The organism is Streptomyces sp. NPDC000878 (assembly GCF_053599695.1).
In genome coordinates this window covers 215,372-230,558 of record NZ_JBSFMT010000004.1, presented here as the reverse complement: position 1 = coordinate 230,558, position 15,187 = coordinate 215,372, and the positions used below count along the sequence as shown (strand labels likewise).

At 69.9% G+C, this 15,187-nt stretch carries 15 protein-coding genes; 11 read left to right on the top strand and 4 right to left on the bottom strand.

Going from position 1 to position 15,187, the window contains the following annotated elements:
• Positions 1-4: 4 nt before the first annotated feature.
• From ACWDR4_RS06220 to ACWDR4_RS06200, 5 genes are all read left to right on the top strand, one after another.
• A complete protein-coding gene (locus tag ACWDR4_RS06220) occupies positions 5-1,618 on the top strand; it encodes a GMC oxidoreductase (protein ID WP_450404530.1) in 1,614 nt (537 codons plus the stop codon).
• Between the two features lie 13 nt (positions 1,619-1,631).
• Entirely contained in the window at positions 1,632-3,134 is a 1,503-nt protein-coding gene (locus ACWDR4_RS06215; protein ID WP_450404527.1) for an alpha/beta hydrolase domain-containing protein, read from the top strand.
• 220 nt (positions 3,135-3,354) lie between these two features.
• Positions 3,355-3,597 carry a DUF6411 family protein gene (locus ACWDR4_RS06210; RefSeq protein WP_450404525.1) on the top strand — a complete coding sequence of 81 codons (243 nt, stop codon included), beginning with the start codon at positions 3,355-3,357 and terminating at the stop codon, positions 3,595-3,597.
• A gap of 271 nt (positions 3,598-3,868) precedes the next feature.
• Positions 3,869-4,834 carry a YihY/virulence factor BrkB family protein gene (locus ACWDR4_RS06205; RefSeq protein WP_450404522.1) on the top strand — a complete coding sequence of 322 codons (966 nt, stop codon included), beginning with the start codon at positions 3,869-3,871 and terminating at the stop codon, positions 4,832-4,834.
• A 152-nt stretch (positions 4,835-4,986) separates the two neighbouring features.
• The gene (locus tag ACWDR4_RS06200) at positions 4,987-5,853 is read left to right on the top strand and encodes an alpha/beta fold hydrolase (RefSeq protein ID WP_450404519.1); all 867 of its coding nucleotides are present in this window, start codon (positions 4,987-4,989) and stop codon (positions 5,851-5,853) included.
• Between the two features lie 34 nt (positions 5,854-5,887).
• Here ACWDR4_RS06200 and ACWDR4_RS06195 read toward each other — a convergent pair whose 3' ends face one another.
• Positions 5,888-6,460, bottom strand: a complete 573-nt coding sequence (locus ACWDR4_RS06195; protein ID WP_450404657.1) for a TetR/AcrR family transcriptional regulator — start codon at positions 6,458-6,460, stop codon at positions 5,888-5,890.
• Positions 6,461-6,541: 81 nt separating this feature from the next.
• Positions 6,542-7,009 (bottom strand): winged helix-turn-helix transcriptional regulator, encoded by a 468-nt coding sequence (locus ACWDR4_RS06190; RefSeq protein WP_450404516.1) that lies wholly within the window; start codon positions 7,007-7,009, stop codon positions 6,542-6,544.
• A gap of 91 nt (positions 7,010-7,100) precedes the next feature.
• On the opposite strand from ACWDR4_RS06190, the gene ACWDR4_RS06185 reads away from it, so the two are divergent.
• The 3 genes from ACWDR4_RS06185 (at position 7,101) to ACWDR4_RS06175 (ending at position 8,996) form a co-directional block, all read left to right on the top strand.
• The gene (locus ACWDR4_RS06185; RefSeq protein ID WP_450404513.1) at positions 7,101-7,601 is read left to right on the top strand and encodes a PaaI family thioesterase; all 501 of its coding nucleotides are present in this window, start codon (positions 7,101-7,103) and stop codon (positions 7,599-7,601) included.
• 250 nt (positions 7,602-7,851) lie between these two features.
• Positions 7,852-7,989, top strand: coding sequence for a hypothetical protein (locus tag ACWDR4_RS06180; protein WP_450404510.1), 138 nt, complete (start codon positions 7,852-7,854; stop codon positions 7,987-7,989).
• Entirely contained in the window at positions 7,986-8,996 is a 1,011-nt protein-coding gene (locus ACWDR4_RS06175; RefSeq protein WP_450404508.1) for an enoyl-CoA hydratase/isomerase family protein, read from the top strand. The genes ACWDR4_RS06180 and ACWDR4_RS06175 overlap by 4 nt, the downstream gene beginning before the upstream one ends.
• 25 nt (positions 8,997-9,021) lie before the next feature.
• Here the strand turns inward: ACWDR4_RS06175 and ACWDR4_RS06170 are convergent, their stop codons facing one another.
• Positions 9,022-10,035: an NADP-dependent oxidoreductase gene (locus ACWDR4_RS06170; protein WP_450404506.1), complete on the bottom strand. Its 1,014-nt coding sequence runs from the start codon at positions 10,033-10,035 to the stop codon at positions 9,022-9,024.
• Positions 10,036-10,181: 146 nt separating this feature from the next.
• On the opposite strand from ACWDR4_RS06170, the gene ACWDR4_RS06165 reads away from it, so the two are divergent.
• The 3 genes from ACWDR4_RS06165 to ACWDR4_RS06155 all read left to right on the top strand — a co-directional run bounded on the left by ACWDR4_RS06165 (position 10,182) and on the right by ACWDR4_RS06155 (position 13,497).
• Positions 10,182-10,655, top strand: a complete 474-nt coding sequence (locus ACWDR4_RS06165; RefSeq protein ID WP_450404654.1) for a winged helix-turn-helix transcriptional regulator — start codon at positions 10,182-10,184, stop codon at positions 10,653-10,655.
• 177 nt (positions 10,656-10,832) lie between these two features.
• On the top strand, positions 10,833-11,477 hold the full coding sequence (locus ACWDR4_RS06160) for a class I SAM-dependent DNA methyltransferase (RefSeq protein WP_450404653.1): 645 nt from the start codon (positions 10,833-10,835) through the stop codon (positions 11,475-11,477).
• Between the two features lie 373 nt (positions 11,478-11,850).
• Positions 11,851-13,497: a SpoIIE family protein phosphatase gene (locus ACWDR4_RS06155; protein ID WP_450404651.1), complete on the top strand. Its 1,647-nt coding sequence runs from the start codon at positions 11,851-11,853 to the stop codon at positions 13,495-13,497.
• 89 nt (positions 13,498-13,586) lie between these two features.
• On the opposite strand, the gene ACWDR4_RS06150 is transcribed toward ACWDR4_RS06155, so the two are convergent.
• Positions 13,587-15,038: a DUF1996 domain-containing protein gene (locus ACWDR4_RS06150; protein WP_450404503.1), complete on the bottom strand. Its 1,452-nt coding sequence runs from the start codon at positions 15,036-15,038 to the stop codon at positions 13,587-13,589.
• Positions 15,039-15,187 lie beyond the last annotated feature (149 nt).

Here is a 15,187-nt window from a genome sequence, read left to right as displayed (position 1 = left end):
CCCCATGTCCCACAACTCCTCTCCCCCCACACTCAGCCGCCGCAGACTACTGACCGCGACCGCACTCGGCGCGGCCACCGTGGGCGGATCCGTGACCGGCGCGGGCCCGGCCCGCGCCGCGACATCCTCCGCCGCGCCCTCCGTGACGGAGCGGCGCGAACGAGCCGTGGTGGTGGGGACCGGCTTCGGCGGCGGCGTCACCGCGCTGCGGCTGGCCCAGGCCGGGGTGTCGACCCTGGTCCTGGAGCGGGGCCTGCGCTGGCGCACCGGCCCGAACGCCACCACCTTCTGTCGCTTCGCGAACATGGACAACCGTTCCGCCTGGCTGACCGACCATGCCGTCGTCGGGGGCGTCGACAAGACATGGACGCCTTTCACCGGCGTACTCGAACCCGTCGTCGGCAACGGCATGACCGCGATGGTCGGGGCCGCGGTCGGTGGCGGCTCGCTCATGTACCACGGCATGACCCTGCAGCCGACGAAGGCGAACTTCGCCACGTCCGTCCCCTTCGCGGCCGGCCTCTATGACGACCTGGACCGATGGGCCTACCCCACCGTCGCCCGGATGCTGGGCATCTCCACCATCCCGTACGACCTTCTGGCCTCCGCCCCGTACACGTCCTCCCGCCTGTTCCAGGAGATCGCGCCCAAGGCGGGCCTGACCCCGTTCAAGGTGCCGCTGCCCATCGACTGGAGCTACGCCCGGGGCGAACTGACCGGCCAGTACGAGCCGACCTACACCACCAGCGACATCGCCTTCGGCGTCAACAACGGCGGCAAGCACTCCATCGACGTCACCTATCTCGCCCAGGCGGAGTCCACCGGCCTGGTCGAGGTGGCACCGCTGCACGTCGTCCGCGACCTCGCCCTCGGCGCGGACAAGCGGTGGGTGCTGTCCGTCGACCGCATCGACACCGCGGGCGCCGTGCAGGAGGGGATCCGGATCACCGCCGACGCGGTGTTCCTCAACGCGGGCTCGCCCGGCACCACCCGTCTCCTGGTCAAGTCCCGCGCCAAGAACCTGATCCCGGACCTGCCCGACGCCATCGGCACCCGGTGGGGCAACAACGGCGACCGGATCTGGGCCTGGATCAACCCGACCGGCGACGCCGGCACCCAGCAGGGCGGCCCGGCCTGCATCGGCGGCACCGACCCCACGAGCCCCATCCCGCTCACCGTCATCCACGCCGGCTCACCCATCCAGCAGCCCGGCGTCACCGCGCTGACCGTCGTCGGCTTCGGCATCGTCGACGGCGCGGGCACCTGGGCGTACGACGCCACGACCGACGACGCCGTGCTCACCTGGCCCACCGACGCCGACGCCGCACTCCAGGCACTGATCGCGACCCGTATGCGGGCCATCGCCACGGCGGGCGGCGGCATCATGATCGACACCAACGCGAACGCCCCCTCCACCTGGCACCCCCTCGGCGGCGTACCCATGGGCGACGCCGTCGACCTCACCGGCCGCGTCCTCGGTCACAAGGGCCTGTACGTCCTCGACGGCGCCCGCATCCCCGGCTCCACCGGCGCCTGCAACCCCTCCATGACCATCGCCGCCCTCGCCGAACACAGCATGCGGACCATCGTCCGCCAGGACGTCGGCCGAGCCTTCTGACCCAGGAGATGTCATGCATATGAAAACCCCGTGGGCGGGAAAAGCCCGCCCCCAACTCTTGACGGCAGCCGCGCTGATCCTCCCGCTGCTGCTCGGAACCTCCTCGGCGGTCGCCGCTCAGTCCGGCGCCACGGGCTCGGAGCCGGCCGCCCAGTCAGCTGCGAGCCCGCCGGTCACCGGGCCGGTGACCGGCGGAAACGGTGCGGTCGTGCTGCAGGCGACGGCGTTCGACCTCGGCAGCGTGGGATACACGCAGTCCGAGTACTTCCTGTCCGGGAACGCCGAGTCCTACGTACCCGAGGAGCCCCTCGACTCCGACGGCCGCTGGCAGGTGACCCCGGCGAGCAGCGCGCCGTACACCACCCGGATCGTCGTCAACCGGCCCGCCGATCCCGCCCGTTTCAACGGGACCGTCGTCGTGGAGTGGCTGAACGTCAGCGGCGGGCTGGACGCCGCCCCGGAGTGGATCTACGCCCACAACGAACTGATCCGTGAGGGCTACGCCTGGGTGGGCGTCTCCGCCCAGGCCACCGGGGTGACCGCCACGAAGACCGCGGACCCGGTTCGCTACGCGGCTCTGTCCCACCCCGGCGACAGCTACTCCTACGACATCTTCAGCCAGGCCGGCCAAGCTGTATGGGACTCCGCGGCCACGGTTCTCGACGGGCTCCGTCCCCGCGTCGTGCTGGCCAACGGCGAGTCGCAGTCCGCGTTCCGTCTCACCACGTACATCAACGCGATCCAGCCCCTGGTGTCGGTGTACGACGGTTTCCTCGTGCACAGCCGGCGGGACATCGGCGCGCCGCTGTCGCAGGCGCCCGAGGCGGACGTCCCCACTCCGGCGGTCGTCCGCTTCCGCCCGGATCTGGACGCACCGGTGCTCGTCGTCCAGGCCGAGACCGACGTGATCGCGCTCGGTTCCCTGTCGGCCCGGCAGGCCGACTCGCCCCGCCTCCGGCTCTGGGAGGTGGCCGGCACCGCTCACGCCGATGCCTACATCGGCCTCGGCACGATCGACGACGGCAGCGGCACCGCCGGCCTCCAGGGGCTGAAGGCCATGCTCAGCCCGCCGACCCGGACCGGCTGCGGTTCGCCGATCAACACCGGCCAGGCGCACTACGTCCTGGACACCGCCGAGTTCGCACTGAACCGCTGGGTGAGGACCGGCATCCCCCCGGCCAGGGCACCCCGCCTCCAGGTGGACATCTCCGGTTCCACACCCGCCTTCGTCCTGGACACCCACGGCAACGTCGTGGGCGGCGTCCGCACACCCGCGGTCGACGTACCGGTCGCCGCCCTGTCCGGCCTCGGACAGACCGGGGCGTCGTTCTGCTTCCTGTTCGGCACGACCACCCCCTTCTCCGCCGAGAAACTGGCGGCCCTGTACCCCGACCACGCCACGTTCGTCGCGAAGTGGTCGGCCGCGACCGTACGAGGGGCCGCCGCGGGTTTCCTCCGTCCGGCCGACGCGGCTGAACTGATCGGAGCGGCGACCGAGTCCGGCATCGGCGGCTGACGGACAACGGGGAGGCTCCCCGGCGGGCGAGGCGAGGTGCTCGATGCCTCGACTCCCGGCGCGGGGAGCCTCGCCGGCCGGCTCACCGCCGTACGACCGTGACCCAACTGTCCAGACTGTCTGGACTGTCCGGCCCTGGACCACTGATCCCTGTCGGCCGAGCGTAGGAGCCCGGGTCCCGGGCACCCGTCTCCTCCCGACCGAGCAAGGGAGCAGACTCGTGATCATTGCCGCAGTTGTTGGAGTGTGTGTGGTCCTGGCCGTGCTGGCCTTCTTCGTCCCGCGTCTCTCCCGCCACCCCGAACGCGGTACGCAGCGTTCGCTCGGCGCCGGCGCGCGGACCGGCGGAAAGGCGCCCGGCGTCCTGGGCAAGCTGTTCAGCAAGCCGTTCCGGACGAGTTCCCGCGCCGTGGGCCGCAGCGGCAAGGCAGGCCGTCGCAGCCGTCGCCGTATGCCCTTCTGACCTGTCGAGGCCATGCCGACCGGCGTGCCGGTCCGGGGGAGGTGAGGTCTCCCCGGCCGGCGCCGGATCCTGTCCCGGACAGTCCGGTCGCGCCTCGGCCGCACCACCGAGAACCCCGAGGCGGCCGGTACCCCCGCCCCGCCCATCGTCGGCGCTGCCCTCTGAATCCACCTGACGACCGACCGCCACAGCCGTCCGACGGTACGGTTCTCCCGGCGGCAAGATCGTGTTCCTCGTCTCGCCGTACGGACGACAGGAGGAGACGTTCTCGATGGGCACCGTCGTGCACGTCCCGCAGACGCGGGACATGATCGGGGACGAGCTTTCCGGAGACGAGGCGCTCACCGCGCTGCGGCACTACGGCGGTCGCCGACTGCTCCTCGACGCGTTCTCCCGCTTCCGCTACGCCGACGGCTTCACCAACTCCCGTTCGCTCGCGTTCCAAGTGGTCCTGGGCCTGGTGCCGTTCACCATCGCACTGGTCGGCGTGGCCACCACCGTGCACACGGAGAGCGTGGGACGGATCATCGAACTCACCCTGGGCCGGATCGTGCCGGGCGCCAGCGCGAGTCTGGTCGAGGACGCCCTGGACGCCACCGCGCGCAGCGCCGGTTCCGGGGTCTGGAACGCCGTCGCCATGTGGCTGGGACTGGCCTTCGCCGTGCTCAACCTCGCCTCGGCGATGGGGCAGGTCGAGCGAGGCGCCAACCGCATCTACGGCATCGAACGCGACCGGCCGTTCCTGACCAAGTACGGGCGTTCCCTGCTCCTCGCCCTCGCGGCGGGCATGCCGATGGTCCTGGGATTCCTCGTGCTCGTCGCGGGGGATGCCATCGGGAACGCGGTGGTGCAGGCCCTCGGCTGGCCCCGGGAACTACTCGACTGGTGGCGGCCTCTAGAAGTGCCCCTGGGCGTAGTACTCGCCTGGGTCGCGTCGGCGGCGATCTTCCGCTGGGCTCCCCGCAGGGACCAACCGGGCTACACCTGGCTCGCGTTCGGCTCGGCCGTCCACCTGGTCCTGTGGATCACGGCCACGTGGCTGCTGGCGCTCTACGTCGACAAGAGCGGGGCGTTCGGCGCCGTGTACGGCCCCCTGACGGCGTTCGTCGCCCTGCTGCTCTGGGCCAACCTGACGGGGGTGGCCCTGTTCCTGGGCATCGCGTTCGCCGCCCAACTCGAAGCGGCCCGGGCCGGGATCACCGAGGCGGTGCAGCCGGATCCGGGCTCGGGCCCGTGACCCCGACCCCGTAGAGCTGGCTGAGCTGTGCGCTTGTCGACTTGCCGCCTCATGGTATTACGGTCATACTTTAATGGTCGACGTCATGCTGAGGGAATCGACCGTTCGGAGCTCCGGCGCCCTCGCAGCACCCCACCCCGAAGGGCACGGCCATGAATGACTCACAAGACGTACAAGGCGATGTCGTGACGTCGTACAAGAACGCTCCGACCCGCACCGTCACCGCCGGGGGAGTGACCTTCGCCTACCGCGAGGTGGGTCCCCGGTCCGGTGTCCCGGTGGTCTTTCTCAACCATCTCTACGGGGTCCTCGACAACTGGGACCCCCGGGTTGTCGACGGCATCGCCGCCAAGCGCCGGGTCATCATTTTCGACAACAGGGGCGTCGGCGCCTCCACCGGTTCGACCCCGCGCACCATCCAGGAGATGGCGAAGGATGCCGTCACCTTCATCCGGGCGCTCGGACTGGAGCACGTCGACATCCACGGCTTCTCGATGGGCGGCATGATCGCCCAGGTGATCGTGCAGACCGACCCGCAGCTCGTCCGCAAGCTGATCCTCAGCGGCACCGGCCCTGCGGGCGGCGAGGGCATCAAGAACGTGACGGTGCTGTCCCACCTCGACACCGCCCGGGCCCTGCTCACCTTCCAGGACCCGAAGCAGTTCCTCTTCTTCACCCGCACCGCGGGCGGGCGTCGGGCGGGCAAGGAGTTCCTGGCCCGCTTGAAGGAGCGCACCGCCGACCGGGACAAGGCGATGTCCCCCCTCGCGTACAACAACCAGCTCAAGGCCATTCACCGCTGGGGCCTGGAGCGGCCCCACGATCTCTCCGTCATCCAGCAGCCCGTGCTCGTCGCGAACGGTGACAGCGACAGAATGGTTCCGTCGAAGAACTCGGCCGACCTGGCCCGGCGAGTGCCGAACGGCGAGCTGGAGATCTACCCCGACGCCGGCCACGGTGGCATCTTCCAGTTCCACCGGCAGTTCGTGGAGACGGCTGTCGAGTTCCTCGAACGGTAGAAGGCGTGATGCGGGGCGGCCGTGGGCGTCCCCGTCACCTCATGAACGCGAGCGCGTTCTCGATTCCCCGCTCAAGGACCTCGTCGGCGAACTTCCGGTCGGCGGCGGCGCGGGACAGTTGCAGCGTCCCCACCAGCATGGTGAACAGTCCGATGGCCGCGCCGCGAGCGGACGTCGGATCCTCGGGTGTCAGACGAGCGGCGATCTCCTCCACGATGTCCCGCGCGCCGTCGGTGTACGCCTGCTTGGTCCCGTCCTCGCAGCGGCCGATCTCGTCGAGCAGGGCGGCGGAAGGGCATCCGAGGCCGGGGTGGTCCCGGTGCTCGGGAGACAGGTACTCGCGAACGAGGTCCTCCAGTCCCGGGCGGCCGGGGCGCAGGATGCCGTACCTCGCGACCTGTGTGCGCAGTTCGTCGGCCACGACATGGGCGACGAGGTCGTCCTTGGACGCGAAGTGGGCGTAGAAGGCTCCGTTGGTGAGCCCGGCGTCCGACATCAGCGTGGAGATGCCCGAACCGTCGATACCGTCCTGCTTGAACCGGTGACCGGCCTTCTCGATGATGCGCTGCCGCGTCACCTGCTTGTGCTCCTTGGCATAACGCACCACGAGCTTCCTCCGTTCGCTCATCCGCTCCGTGAAGCTGTTGCCCTGCGTGCAAGGCTAATTCATGGCCTGACGATTGTAATATTATGACCGGGGCTGGGCGCCAGGACCCAGCAGGGCGGTGATGTCGCCAGGGGTGAGGGCCGAGTGCTCCGCGGAGCACTCGACGACGACGCGGACCGGGGCGTCGCAGTCGGTGTGGCGGATGTCCAGTACGGGGCCCTCGGAGCCGAGGGCGTGCTTTTCGCCCCACTGGCTGAGCGCCAGCAGGACGGGCCACAGGTCCCAGCCCTTGCGGGTCAGGCGGTACTCGTTGCGGGCGCGGCTGCCCGGCTCCCGGTAGGGGACGGTCTTGAGGACGCCCGCCGAGATCAGCTTCCGGAGGCGGTCGCTGAGGACGGCTTCCGACAGGCCGATATGGCGGTGGAAGTCGTCGAAGCGGCGGACCCCGTTGACGGCGTCACGCAGGATCAGCAAGGTCCATTTCTCTCCGACCACGTCGAGCGTGCGCTGGACGGGACAGTTCTCCGTGCTCGCCTCAAGCCACTCCATTCCATCATCGTAGGGCCCTGGCTTCGTCATTGACAGTCAGCTGAGCCCCCGGCTAGCTTCATTTGCAAAAGTCAGATGGAAGGACTCGGTCGTGGGACGAACACGTACGTATCAATGGGAAGATCCCGCGATCCTGGCGGACGCCGCCGGACGCATGGCCGGCATCGACTTCCTGCGCGAGCTGCAGGCGGGGCGACTGCCGAGGCCGCCCATCAACCACTCCGTCGACTTCGCCCTGGACGAGGTGGAGCCCGGCAGGGCGGTCTTCTCCCTGACGCCGGGGGAGGAGCACTACAACCCCATCGGCAGCGTGCACGGCGGCATCTTCGCCACCCTGCTCGACTCGGCGGCGGGCTGCGCCGTCCAGTCCACCCTCCCGCAGGGCATGGCGTACACCTCGCTCGACCTGACGGTGAAGTTCCTGCGCCGGATCACCGTGGACACGGGCACGGTGCGCGCCATCGGCACGGTCGTCAGCAAGGGCCGTCAAACCGCCCTGGCCCAGGCCCAGTTGATCGACGGGACGGACCGTCTGCTCGCCCACGCCACCAGCAGCTGCATGCTCTTCCCGGTGCCTCCTGCCCGAGGGTGACCTGACACTCTGCGGGAGTCGGCGCCTGTGCGCGACCGAGGCGGAAGTCCACGACGGGGAGCGGGTGCCGGCCGCCTTCGCGTGTTGCCGGCGGCCTCGTGGTGCTCCAGGCCTCGACCGAGTCCTCGCCCGGAGGCAGAGGCATGCGGGCGTCCCGGGCACCTGCGGTCACGCTCGGCCCGTGCAGCAGCGGCGGGACTGCGGAGGTGGGCCCGCGGAGGTGCTCCGCGCCCTGTGCAAGGATCTTGGGGTGCCCACTCCCAGAGCCCACGGCATCGACAAGGACGAGTGGTCCCGCCGGTCGCCCCTCACGGCCGGGCAGGCGCTCGCGTCCGGAATCCCCGCCCGCGGCCCCGTCGTACCCACCGCGGAGATACTGAACCCATGACCGACACCGCCGCTGACGAGGTTCTCGCCCACGTCGACCGGGGCGTCGGCCGGATCCTGCTGAACCGGCCCAAGGCGCTCAACGCCCTGACGACAGGCATGGTCGCCGCCATCGACAGCGCGCTCGCCGCGTGGGAGCACACACCGCTGTCCGCCGTGGTGCTCGCCAGTACCAGCCCGAAGGCGTTCTGCGCCGGCGGAGACATCCGTACGATCCGCGAGCACAGCCTTGCCGGAGACGCCGAGGCCAGTGAGCGGTTCTTCGCCTCCGAGTACCGGCTCAACGCCCGGATCGCCGAGTATCCCGTGCCGGTCGTGTCGCTCATCGACGGTGTGTGCATGGGCGGCGGTCTCGGTCTGTCCGTCCACGGCAGCTTCCGTGTCGTCACCGAGCGCGCGGTGCTGGCGATGCCCGAGACCGGGATCGGGTTCTTCCCCGACATCGGGGCAAGCCACTTCCTGCCGAGGCTGCCCGGCGCGATCGGCATGTACCTGGGCCTGACCGGGCACCGGCTCGACGCGGCCGACGCCCTGTACACGGGGCTGGCCACGCACTTCGTCCCCTCGGACGGGATCGACGCGGTCGCGGATGCCCTGGCCGGCAGCCCCGGCGACCCGGTGGACGTCGTCCTGAACCGCCTCGCCGGCCGTTCCCCGGTGGCGGAGAGCGGGCTGGCGGAGGTACGCGGGGAGGTCGACCGGGCGTTCGGTGCGCCGACCCTCGGCGAGATCGAGAAACGCCTGCACCACCTCGACACCCCTTGGGCGGCAGCCGCGCTGGCCGCTCTGGAGTCGGCCTCGCCGCAGAGCCTGGAGATGACCCACGCCCTGCTGGCCCGGGGCAGGCAGCGCACCCTGCGCGAGTGCCTCGGCGCCGAACTCGCCCTCACCCGCACGACCATCCGTACGCCGGACTTCCTGGAGGGCGTCCGCGCGGCCCTGGTCGACAAGGACCGCAGCCCCACCTGGGCACGTGCGTCGCACGGCGGTCGGACACCGTCGGCCTGAGCATTCGGCTCCGGCCGGTCCGGTCTCAGTCGCTCCCGGGCGCCATCGAGACCACGACCTTGCCGGCCGTGGTGCGGCCCTGTTCGACGTACGCCATCGCCTCCAGCGTCCGGTCGAACGGGAACGTCCTGTCGATGACCGGGCGGAGCCGCCCGCTGTCATAGAGGGCACCCAGCTCGCGCAGCTGGGAGCCGTTGGCCTGCATGAAGAAGAACTGGTAGCGCACGCCGAGCGCCTTGGCCCGCCTGCGGACCTTGCGGCTGAGCGCGCTCATGACCACGCCCATGAACCAGGGGGCGCCGAGCTGCTTGGCGAACCCGGCGTCCGGCGGGCCGACGACACCGATGGCCAGGCCGCCGGGCTTCAGGACCGTCAGTGACTTCTCCAGGTTCGCGCCACCCAGGGAGTCCAGCACCAGGTCGTAGCCGGACAGCACCTGCGAGAAGTCCTCCTTGGCGTAGTCGACGACGATGTCGGCACCGAGGCTCCTGACCAGCTTCTCCGTGTCGGTGCCCGTCGTCGTCGCCACGGTGGCACCCAGGTGCTTGGCGAGCTGGACGACCGTCGACCCGAGGCCACCGGCACCGGCGTGGACGAGCACCTTCTGGCCCGGCTTCACCCGGGCCCGGTCGACGAGGATCTGCCAGGCGGCCAGGGCCACCAGCGGCACCGCGGCTGCCTCGTCGAGGCTGAGCGAGGCCGGCTTGGGCGCGACGTCGTCCACGTCGATCGCCACGAACTCCGCGAAGCCTCCGATCCGCAGGTCGCGCGGACGGGCGTAGACCTCGTCACCGACCTCGAACTCTTGTACGGCGGAGCCGACCCGCGTTACGACGCCGGCCAGGTCATGGCCGAGCGCGAACGGGAGCCTGTACTTCAGGAGCTGTTTGAACTCCCCGTCGCGGACCATCTTGTCCAGCGGGTTGATGCCGGCGGCGCTCACTCTGACCAGGACGTCGCGGTCCCCGACGGCGGGCTCGGGTACCTGTGCGGCGCGTGCGCCGTCCTTGCCGTACTTCTCGACGACGAATGCCTTCATGTCGGCCGCCTTTCCGCGTGATCTTCTCGGTGGTGAGTGGCTGGTGTGCTGGTCGCGACGCTACTTGCTGAGTATAGGAAAGTAAACTCAGGTGAGGCTAGGATCACCCCATGGATGCGAGGACCGAAGCTCTTCAGGACGCCGGCATGGACCCCCGTCTCGACCGGGACGCGTCGAACTGCTCGATCGCCCGGACCCTTGAGGTCGTCGGTGAGAAGTGGACGATCCTGATCCTGCGCGAGGTCTGGTACGGTTCGTCCCGCTTCAGCGACTTCGAACGCGTCCTCGGCTGTCCCCGCAACCTCCTCGCGGCGCGGCTCCGGATGCTTGTGGAGGAGGGGATCCTGGCCACCGAGACCTACAGGGAACCGGGCTCGCGGAGCCGGCCCAAGTACGTGATCACGCCCAAGGGCATGGATCTGGTCCCGGCCGTGATGGGGCTCCTGCAGTGGGGCGACCGCTACCGTGCCGACCCCGAGGGGCCGGCCGTACTCACGCGACACCGTGGATGCGGCGCGCACGTCGACGCCCGGATCCACTGCGAACGAGGCCACGCCGTGCAGGCGGAGGAGATCGAGAGTGTCCCCGGCCCCGCCTTCCGTATGAAGGCCGCCGACTGACCTGGGCGAGGTCGCGCCGGGACCCGATCGATCTCTCGAAGCGGGCTACGGCGGCCATCGCGGGCGATCTACATCTAAGCTTGCATAACTGTGAAAAAATTACCCGCAGACTGTTACATAACGGGCTGAAGGAGAATCCTCGTGACCAACCCCGCCGACGAGGTCGGCTACGGGAGCATGTGGCTCGACCGCACAGGCCAGGCCGAGGCCTTCGACGCCATCGGTGACCGCTACGACGAGGCCTTCCCGCACAAGGAAGGGCAGGTCGCGTCCGCCGAGTGGCTCATCGAGTCGCTGCCGTCCGGGGCCCGGGTACTGGACCTGGGGTGCGGCACCGGCGTTCCGACCGCCCGCCAGCTGACGGAGTCGGGCCTGCGGGTCGTCGGGGTCGACCTGTCGGAGAGGATGGTCGCGCTCGCCCGCACGTACGTGCCCACCGGGGTGTTCCATCAGGCGGACCTCGCGGATCTGCGGCCCGGAGGCCCCCTGGACCTCGGCCGCTTCGACGCGGTGACGGCCTTCTTCTCCCTGCTCATGCTGCCGCGCGCCGAGATTCCCCTCGCGCTGCGCACGATCCACCAGCTGCTTCTGCCGGACGGTCTGTTCGCGCTGTCGATGGTGGAGGCCGATGTCGACGACTTCTCCATCCCGTTCATCGGAAGCACCATCCGGGTGTCCGGCTATCTGCGGGAGGAGCTGCGTGAGGTCGTCGAGGAAGCGGGCTTCGAGATCGTCGAGGAGTCCTCGTACTCGTACGCTCCGGCGACCGCGGACGTCCCGCCCGAGGTGCAGATCTTCCTGCGCTGCAGACGGCCCGCCTGACGCCCTCTGATCACCCCGCCCCGGCGGCGGGGTCCGCACGGTCGGAAGGATTCGCGTGACGAAGCACCTCGGAGCCGATGGAGCCACCGGCGGGCAGGCGGCCGACGGGCGGACGGCCGACGTGCAAGAGGCCGCTGCTCGCGCGCGCCGGCCGCAGTGTGCGGCTCCGTCGCCCGGGTCCGGCAGCCGCGCCGACGGGGCACACACGCAGTCAGGTGCGAATCCCGCCTCCGAAGGGAGCGGCCGGGCGACGCGTCCGTCGGCGGTGGAGGCTCCCGCCGTACGACCGGGCGGTCCCCGGTCCGACGGCGCCGAGCCGCAGACCGACAGGCTCCGCTATCTCGACGCGGCGACCCGCCAGATCGCCCGCGGCATGAACCTCGACGAGACGTTGCAGGAACTGTGCCGGGCGGCCGTCCCGGCGTTCGCCGACGTGGCCCTCGTCCATCTGTACTCCCCACTGCCGGTCGGTGACGAGGCCACCGACCCGCCCGGCGTCCTACGCCTCCACACCATGGACCGCGCACCCCGACGGACGGCGGCCGTCCGAGGTTCCGGCCCGCTCCCACCGGTCGACGACACCGCCCGGGCGGCCGAGGTCGTACGGCTGTCTCCCACCGGTCCGCTCGCCAGGCTGCTGCGGGCCGGACGGCCGGTGTTCGGGGACCTTCCGGGCATCCGTTCCGTGGTGGCCGAGCTGCTGGGCGTGCCCAACTCTCCGGGCACGGTGCCGCCAGGACGACGGCTGATCCTCGCCCCGCTCCACGGCCGCAGCCACGCCATGGGCAGCGTCGTCCTCATCCGCGGCCCCGGCAGGGCGGACTTCACCGGCGACGATCTGCTCGTCGCCTCCCAACTCGCCACCCACACCGCTCTCGGCATCCACAAAGCGGTGCTGTACACGCGGGAGGCATCCGTCGCGGACGCGCTCCAGCGCACGATGCTCCCGCCGTCGCTGCCCGAGCCGACCGGAGTCCAACTGGCCAGCCGCTATCTGCCGGCCTCACGGACCGCGCAGGTCGGCGGCGACTGGTACGACGCGATCCTGCTGCCCGGCAACCGCGTCGCCCTCGTCATCGGCGACGTGATGGGCCACTCCATGACCTCGGCAGCGATCATGGGCCAGCTGCGCACCATCGTGCAGACCCTGGCCGGCCTCGACCTGCCGCCCGATGAAGTCCTGCACCACCTCGACGAACAGGCGGAGCGGCTGGGCAGCGAGCACACGGCGACCTGCCTGTACGCCATGTACGACCCCGTACTGCACCGGTTGCTGGTGTCCAACGCGGGCCATCTGCCACCGGTGCTCCTGCACCCCGACGGCAGTACGGAGGTCCTGCCGGTGCCGCCCGGAGTGCCGATCGGTGTGGGCGGCGGTGGATTCGAGTCCACCGAGATGCACGCGCCGGCCGGATCGACCCTGCTGCTGTACACCGACGGCCTGGTCGAGTCCCGTGACTCCGACGTGCTGACCGGGGTGGACCGGCTGCGCGCACGGCTGCGGGCCGCCGCCTCCGGTTCCGGGCCCCCGGCGCCGGCGGAGGTGTGCGAGCAGGCGCTCGGCACGCTGGGGGCGGGAGACCGGGACGACGACATCGCGCTGCTCGCCGCCCGGTTCGAGGGCATCCTGCCGGAGACCGTCGCGTACTGGTACATGGCGCCCCGTCCGCAGACCGCGCGACAGGCCCGTCGGCTGACGCGCAGGACACTGCGCGACTGGGGTCTCGACTCCTTGGTGGAGTCCACCGAACTGATGGTCAGCGAGGTCGTGGCGAACGCCGTACGCTTCGCCTCCCGGCCGATCACCCTGCGACTGCTCTGCACGGACGTGCTGCGCTGCGAGGTGGGCGACAACTCGCCGCTGGTGCCGAGGATGCGACATGCCCGGCTCAGCGACGAAGGCGGCCGAGGGCTCTTCCTGGTGGACCAGCTGGCACAGAGCTGGGGGGCGACACGGGTGAGCACGGGCAAGGTGGTCTGGTTCGAACAGCCCCTGCCCGGCGACCAGGAACCCGTCTGAAGGCTCCGACCGGAGCACTCCGTTCATGGCGATGGGCGCCGTCAGTCTTGCCGACTGACGACGCCCACCGCTCGGTAACTCGGCCAGACTTAGCTGCACTTACGTCCGGTGTTGATGCACTGGACAGCCTTGTTCATCACCTTCGGGTCGAAGACGTTGATGAAGTCACCGTGGTCGGTGACCGGCTTGTGCTGCTGCTCGGGGAAGCCGTCCAACGCGTAGAACGGGCTGGTCTTGCCGTTGTTCTTCACGCTGGGCGCGTTCACCGCGTACACCAGTCGCTGCACCAACTGCGGGATGGCCTTGAAGCCGGTCGGGCAGTTGCCGTTGGCGTCGGCGAACGCCACGTGGGTGCGGTGGTTGGCGCTGTCGATGTTCGTGCCGTCCCAGCAGCTCTGGAACTTGAAGGTGCGCACCACGCTGCTGCCGCGGGGGCAGAGCGGGTACTTGTCCTTCAACTGCACCTTGTTCTCGAAGCCGGTGCAGCTCCAGGAGGCGTTGGCGTTGGCCGTGCCGTTGACGAACGCCTTGGCGTCACCGGTGATGATGCGCAGGAACTTGGGCATCGCGACCACCTTGCCGCGCGGGCTGCCCACGAAGTCCAGGGTGGCCTGCTTGGCCGTCAGGATCCGGCCCGTGTTGCCCTCGGCGCCGCCGCCCAGCTTGTCGTTGTCGAACTCCTTGGTGCCGTCCTGGACACGCAGCACCGGCCAGTAGTAGGACGACTTGTCGCCCTTGTTCTGGCAGCTGGTCCCGGCCTTGGCGAAGTCCTGGTCGCTGGAGAAGGCGTCGTTGTCCTGGTTGCCGACGTAGTCGTGCACGTGGTGGGCACCGTTGGTGACACCGGGCGCGACGATGACGTTGTCGCTGTTGTACAGCTTGTTGGCGTTCACCCCGCACTTGCTGACGAAGGAACCCTTCGAGGCCTTCGCCGACCTGGCCGGCGTGCGCACATTCGCCTTCACCTTGGTGATGTCGACGAAGTCGGCGGCCACGGGGCCGTTGCCGGCCACGCCGGCATTGGTGTTGTTGCTCGGGCTGGCGGAGGGCTGGCCGGCGGTGGGCTGGTTGCCGGTGGCCTTCAGCGTGCAGGCCGCCAGAGCGTCAAGGCCCTGCGGCTTGGCCGCCACCCGGCCGATGGCGGTGGCGATCCGGTCGATCGTCGCCTTCCGCTTGTCCTTCAGCGGGCCGATGATCGCGTTCTGGGCGAAGTTGGGGTCCTGCGCGATCGCCCTCTGGGAGGTGGAAAGGCGCTGGTACGCCTCGGAGATCTGCTTGTCGAGGAGTGCCAGTTCCTTGTCGACCTGGGCCTTCGCCTGGGCGGGCACGGACGTCAACTGCTGGCCGACGTCGGGGCAGTCGATGGTGGAGCTGCCGGCCGCGAGCACCTGGTTCTGGGCGGAGCCCTTCGACGCGCCGGTCTCGTCGGCCGAGGCGTAGATGTTGACCGCCACCAGCCCACCGGCGCCGATGGCCAGTGCGGCCGCCGCGCCTACCGCCCGGCGGGCAGTCTTCGATCTTCTTCTCGTGTTGCGTGTCATCGGGCCTCTCAAGGACATCTGCCGGAGTCGGCAGGACTTCCGGCATGGGGGAAGCGCGTCCATAGATACGGATGTGAGCGCCGATTACTCAGCCAATTCTCAGGTTCGTAGGTTCCTCCAAGTTCAAACGGTGCATGAATGCCCAATTC

Bases quoted from the DNA above. Each gene is read 5' to 3' on its own strand.
- ACWDR4_RS06220 (WP_450404530.1), top strand. From the start codon at position 5: ATGTCCCACAACTCCTCTCCCCCCACACTCAGCCGCCGCAGACTACTG.
- ACWDR4_RS06200 (WP_450404519.1), top strand. From the start codon at position 4,987: ATGAATGACTCACAAGACGTACAAGGCGATGTCGTGACGTCGTACAAG.
- ACWDR4_RS06205 (WP_450404522.1), top strand. From the start codon at position 3,869: ATGGGCACCGTCGTGCACGTCCCGCAGACGCGGGACATGATCGGGGAC.
- ACWDR4_RS06150 (WP_450404503.1), bottom strand. From the start codon at position 15,038: ATGACACGCAACACGAGAAGAAGATCGAAGACTGCCCGCCGGGCGGTA.
- ACWDR4_RS06170 (WP_450404506.1), bottom strand. From the start codon at position 10,035: ATGAAGGCATTCGTCGTCGAGAAGTACGGCAAGGACGGCGCACGCGCC.
- ACWDR4_RS06215 (WP_450404527.1), top strand. From the start codon at position 1,632: ATGCATATGAAAACCCCGTGGGCGGGAAAAGCCCGCCCCCAACTCTTG.
- ACWDR4_RS06165 (WP_450404654.1), top strand. From the start codon at position 10,182: ATGGACCCCCGTCTCGACCGGGACGCGTCGAACTGCTCGATCGCCCGG.
- ACWDR4_RS06190 (WP_450404516.1), bottom strand. From the start codon at position 7,009: ATGGAGTGGCTTGAGGCGAGCACGGAGAACTGTCCCGTCCAGCGCACG.
- ACWDR4_RS06175 (WP_450404508.1), top strand. From the start codon at position 7,986: ATGACCGACACCGCCGCTGACGAGGTTCTCGCCCACGTCGACCGGGGC.
- ACWDR4_RS06160 (WP_450404653.1), top strand. From the start codon at position 10,833: ATGTGGCTCGACCGCACAGGCCAGGCCGAGGCCTTCGACGCCATCGGT.
- ACWDR4_RS06155 (WP_450404651.1), top strand. From the start codon at position 11,851: ATGAACCTCGACGAGACGTTGCAGGAACTGTGCCGGGCGGCCGTCCCG.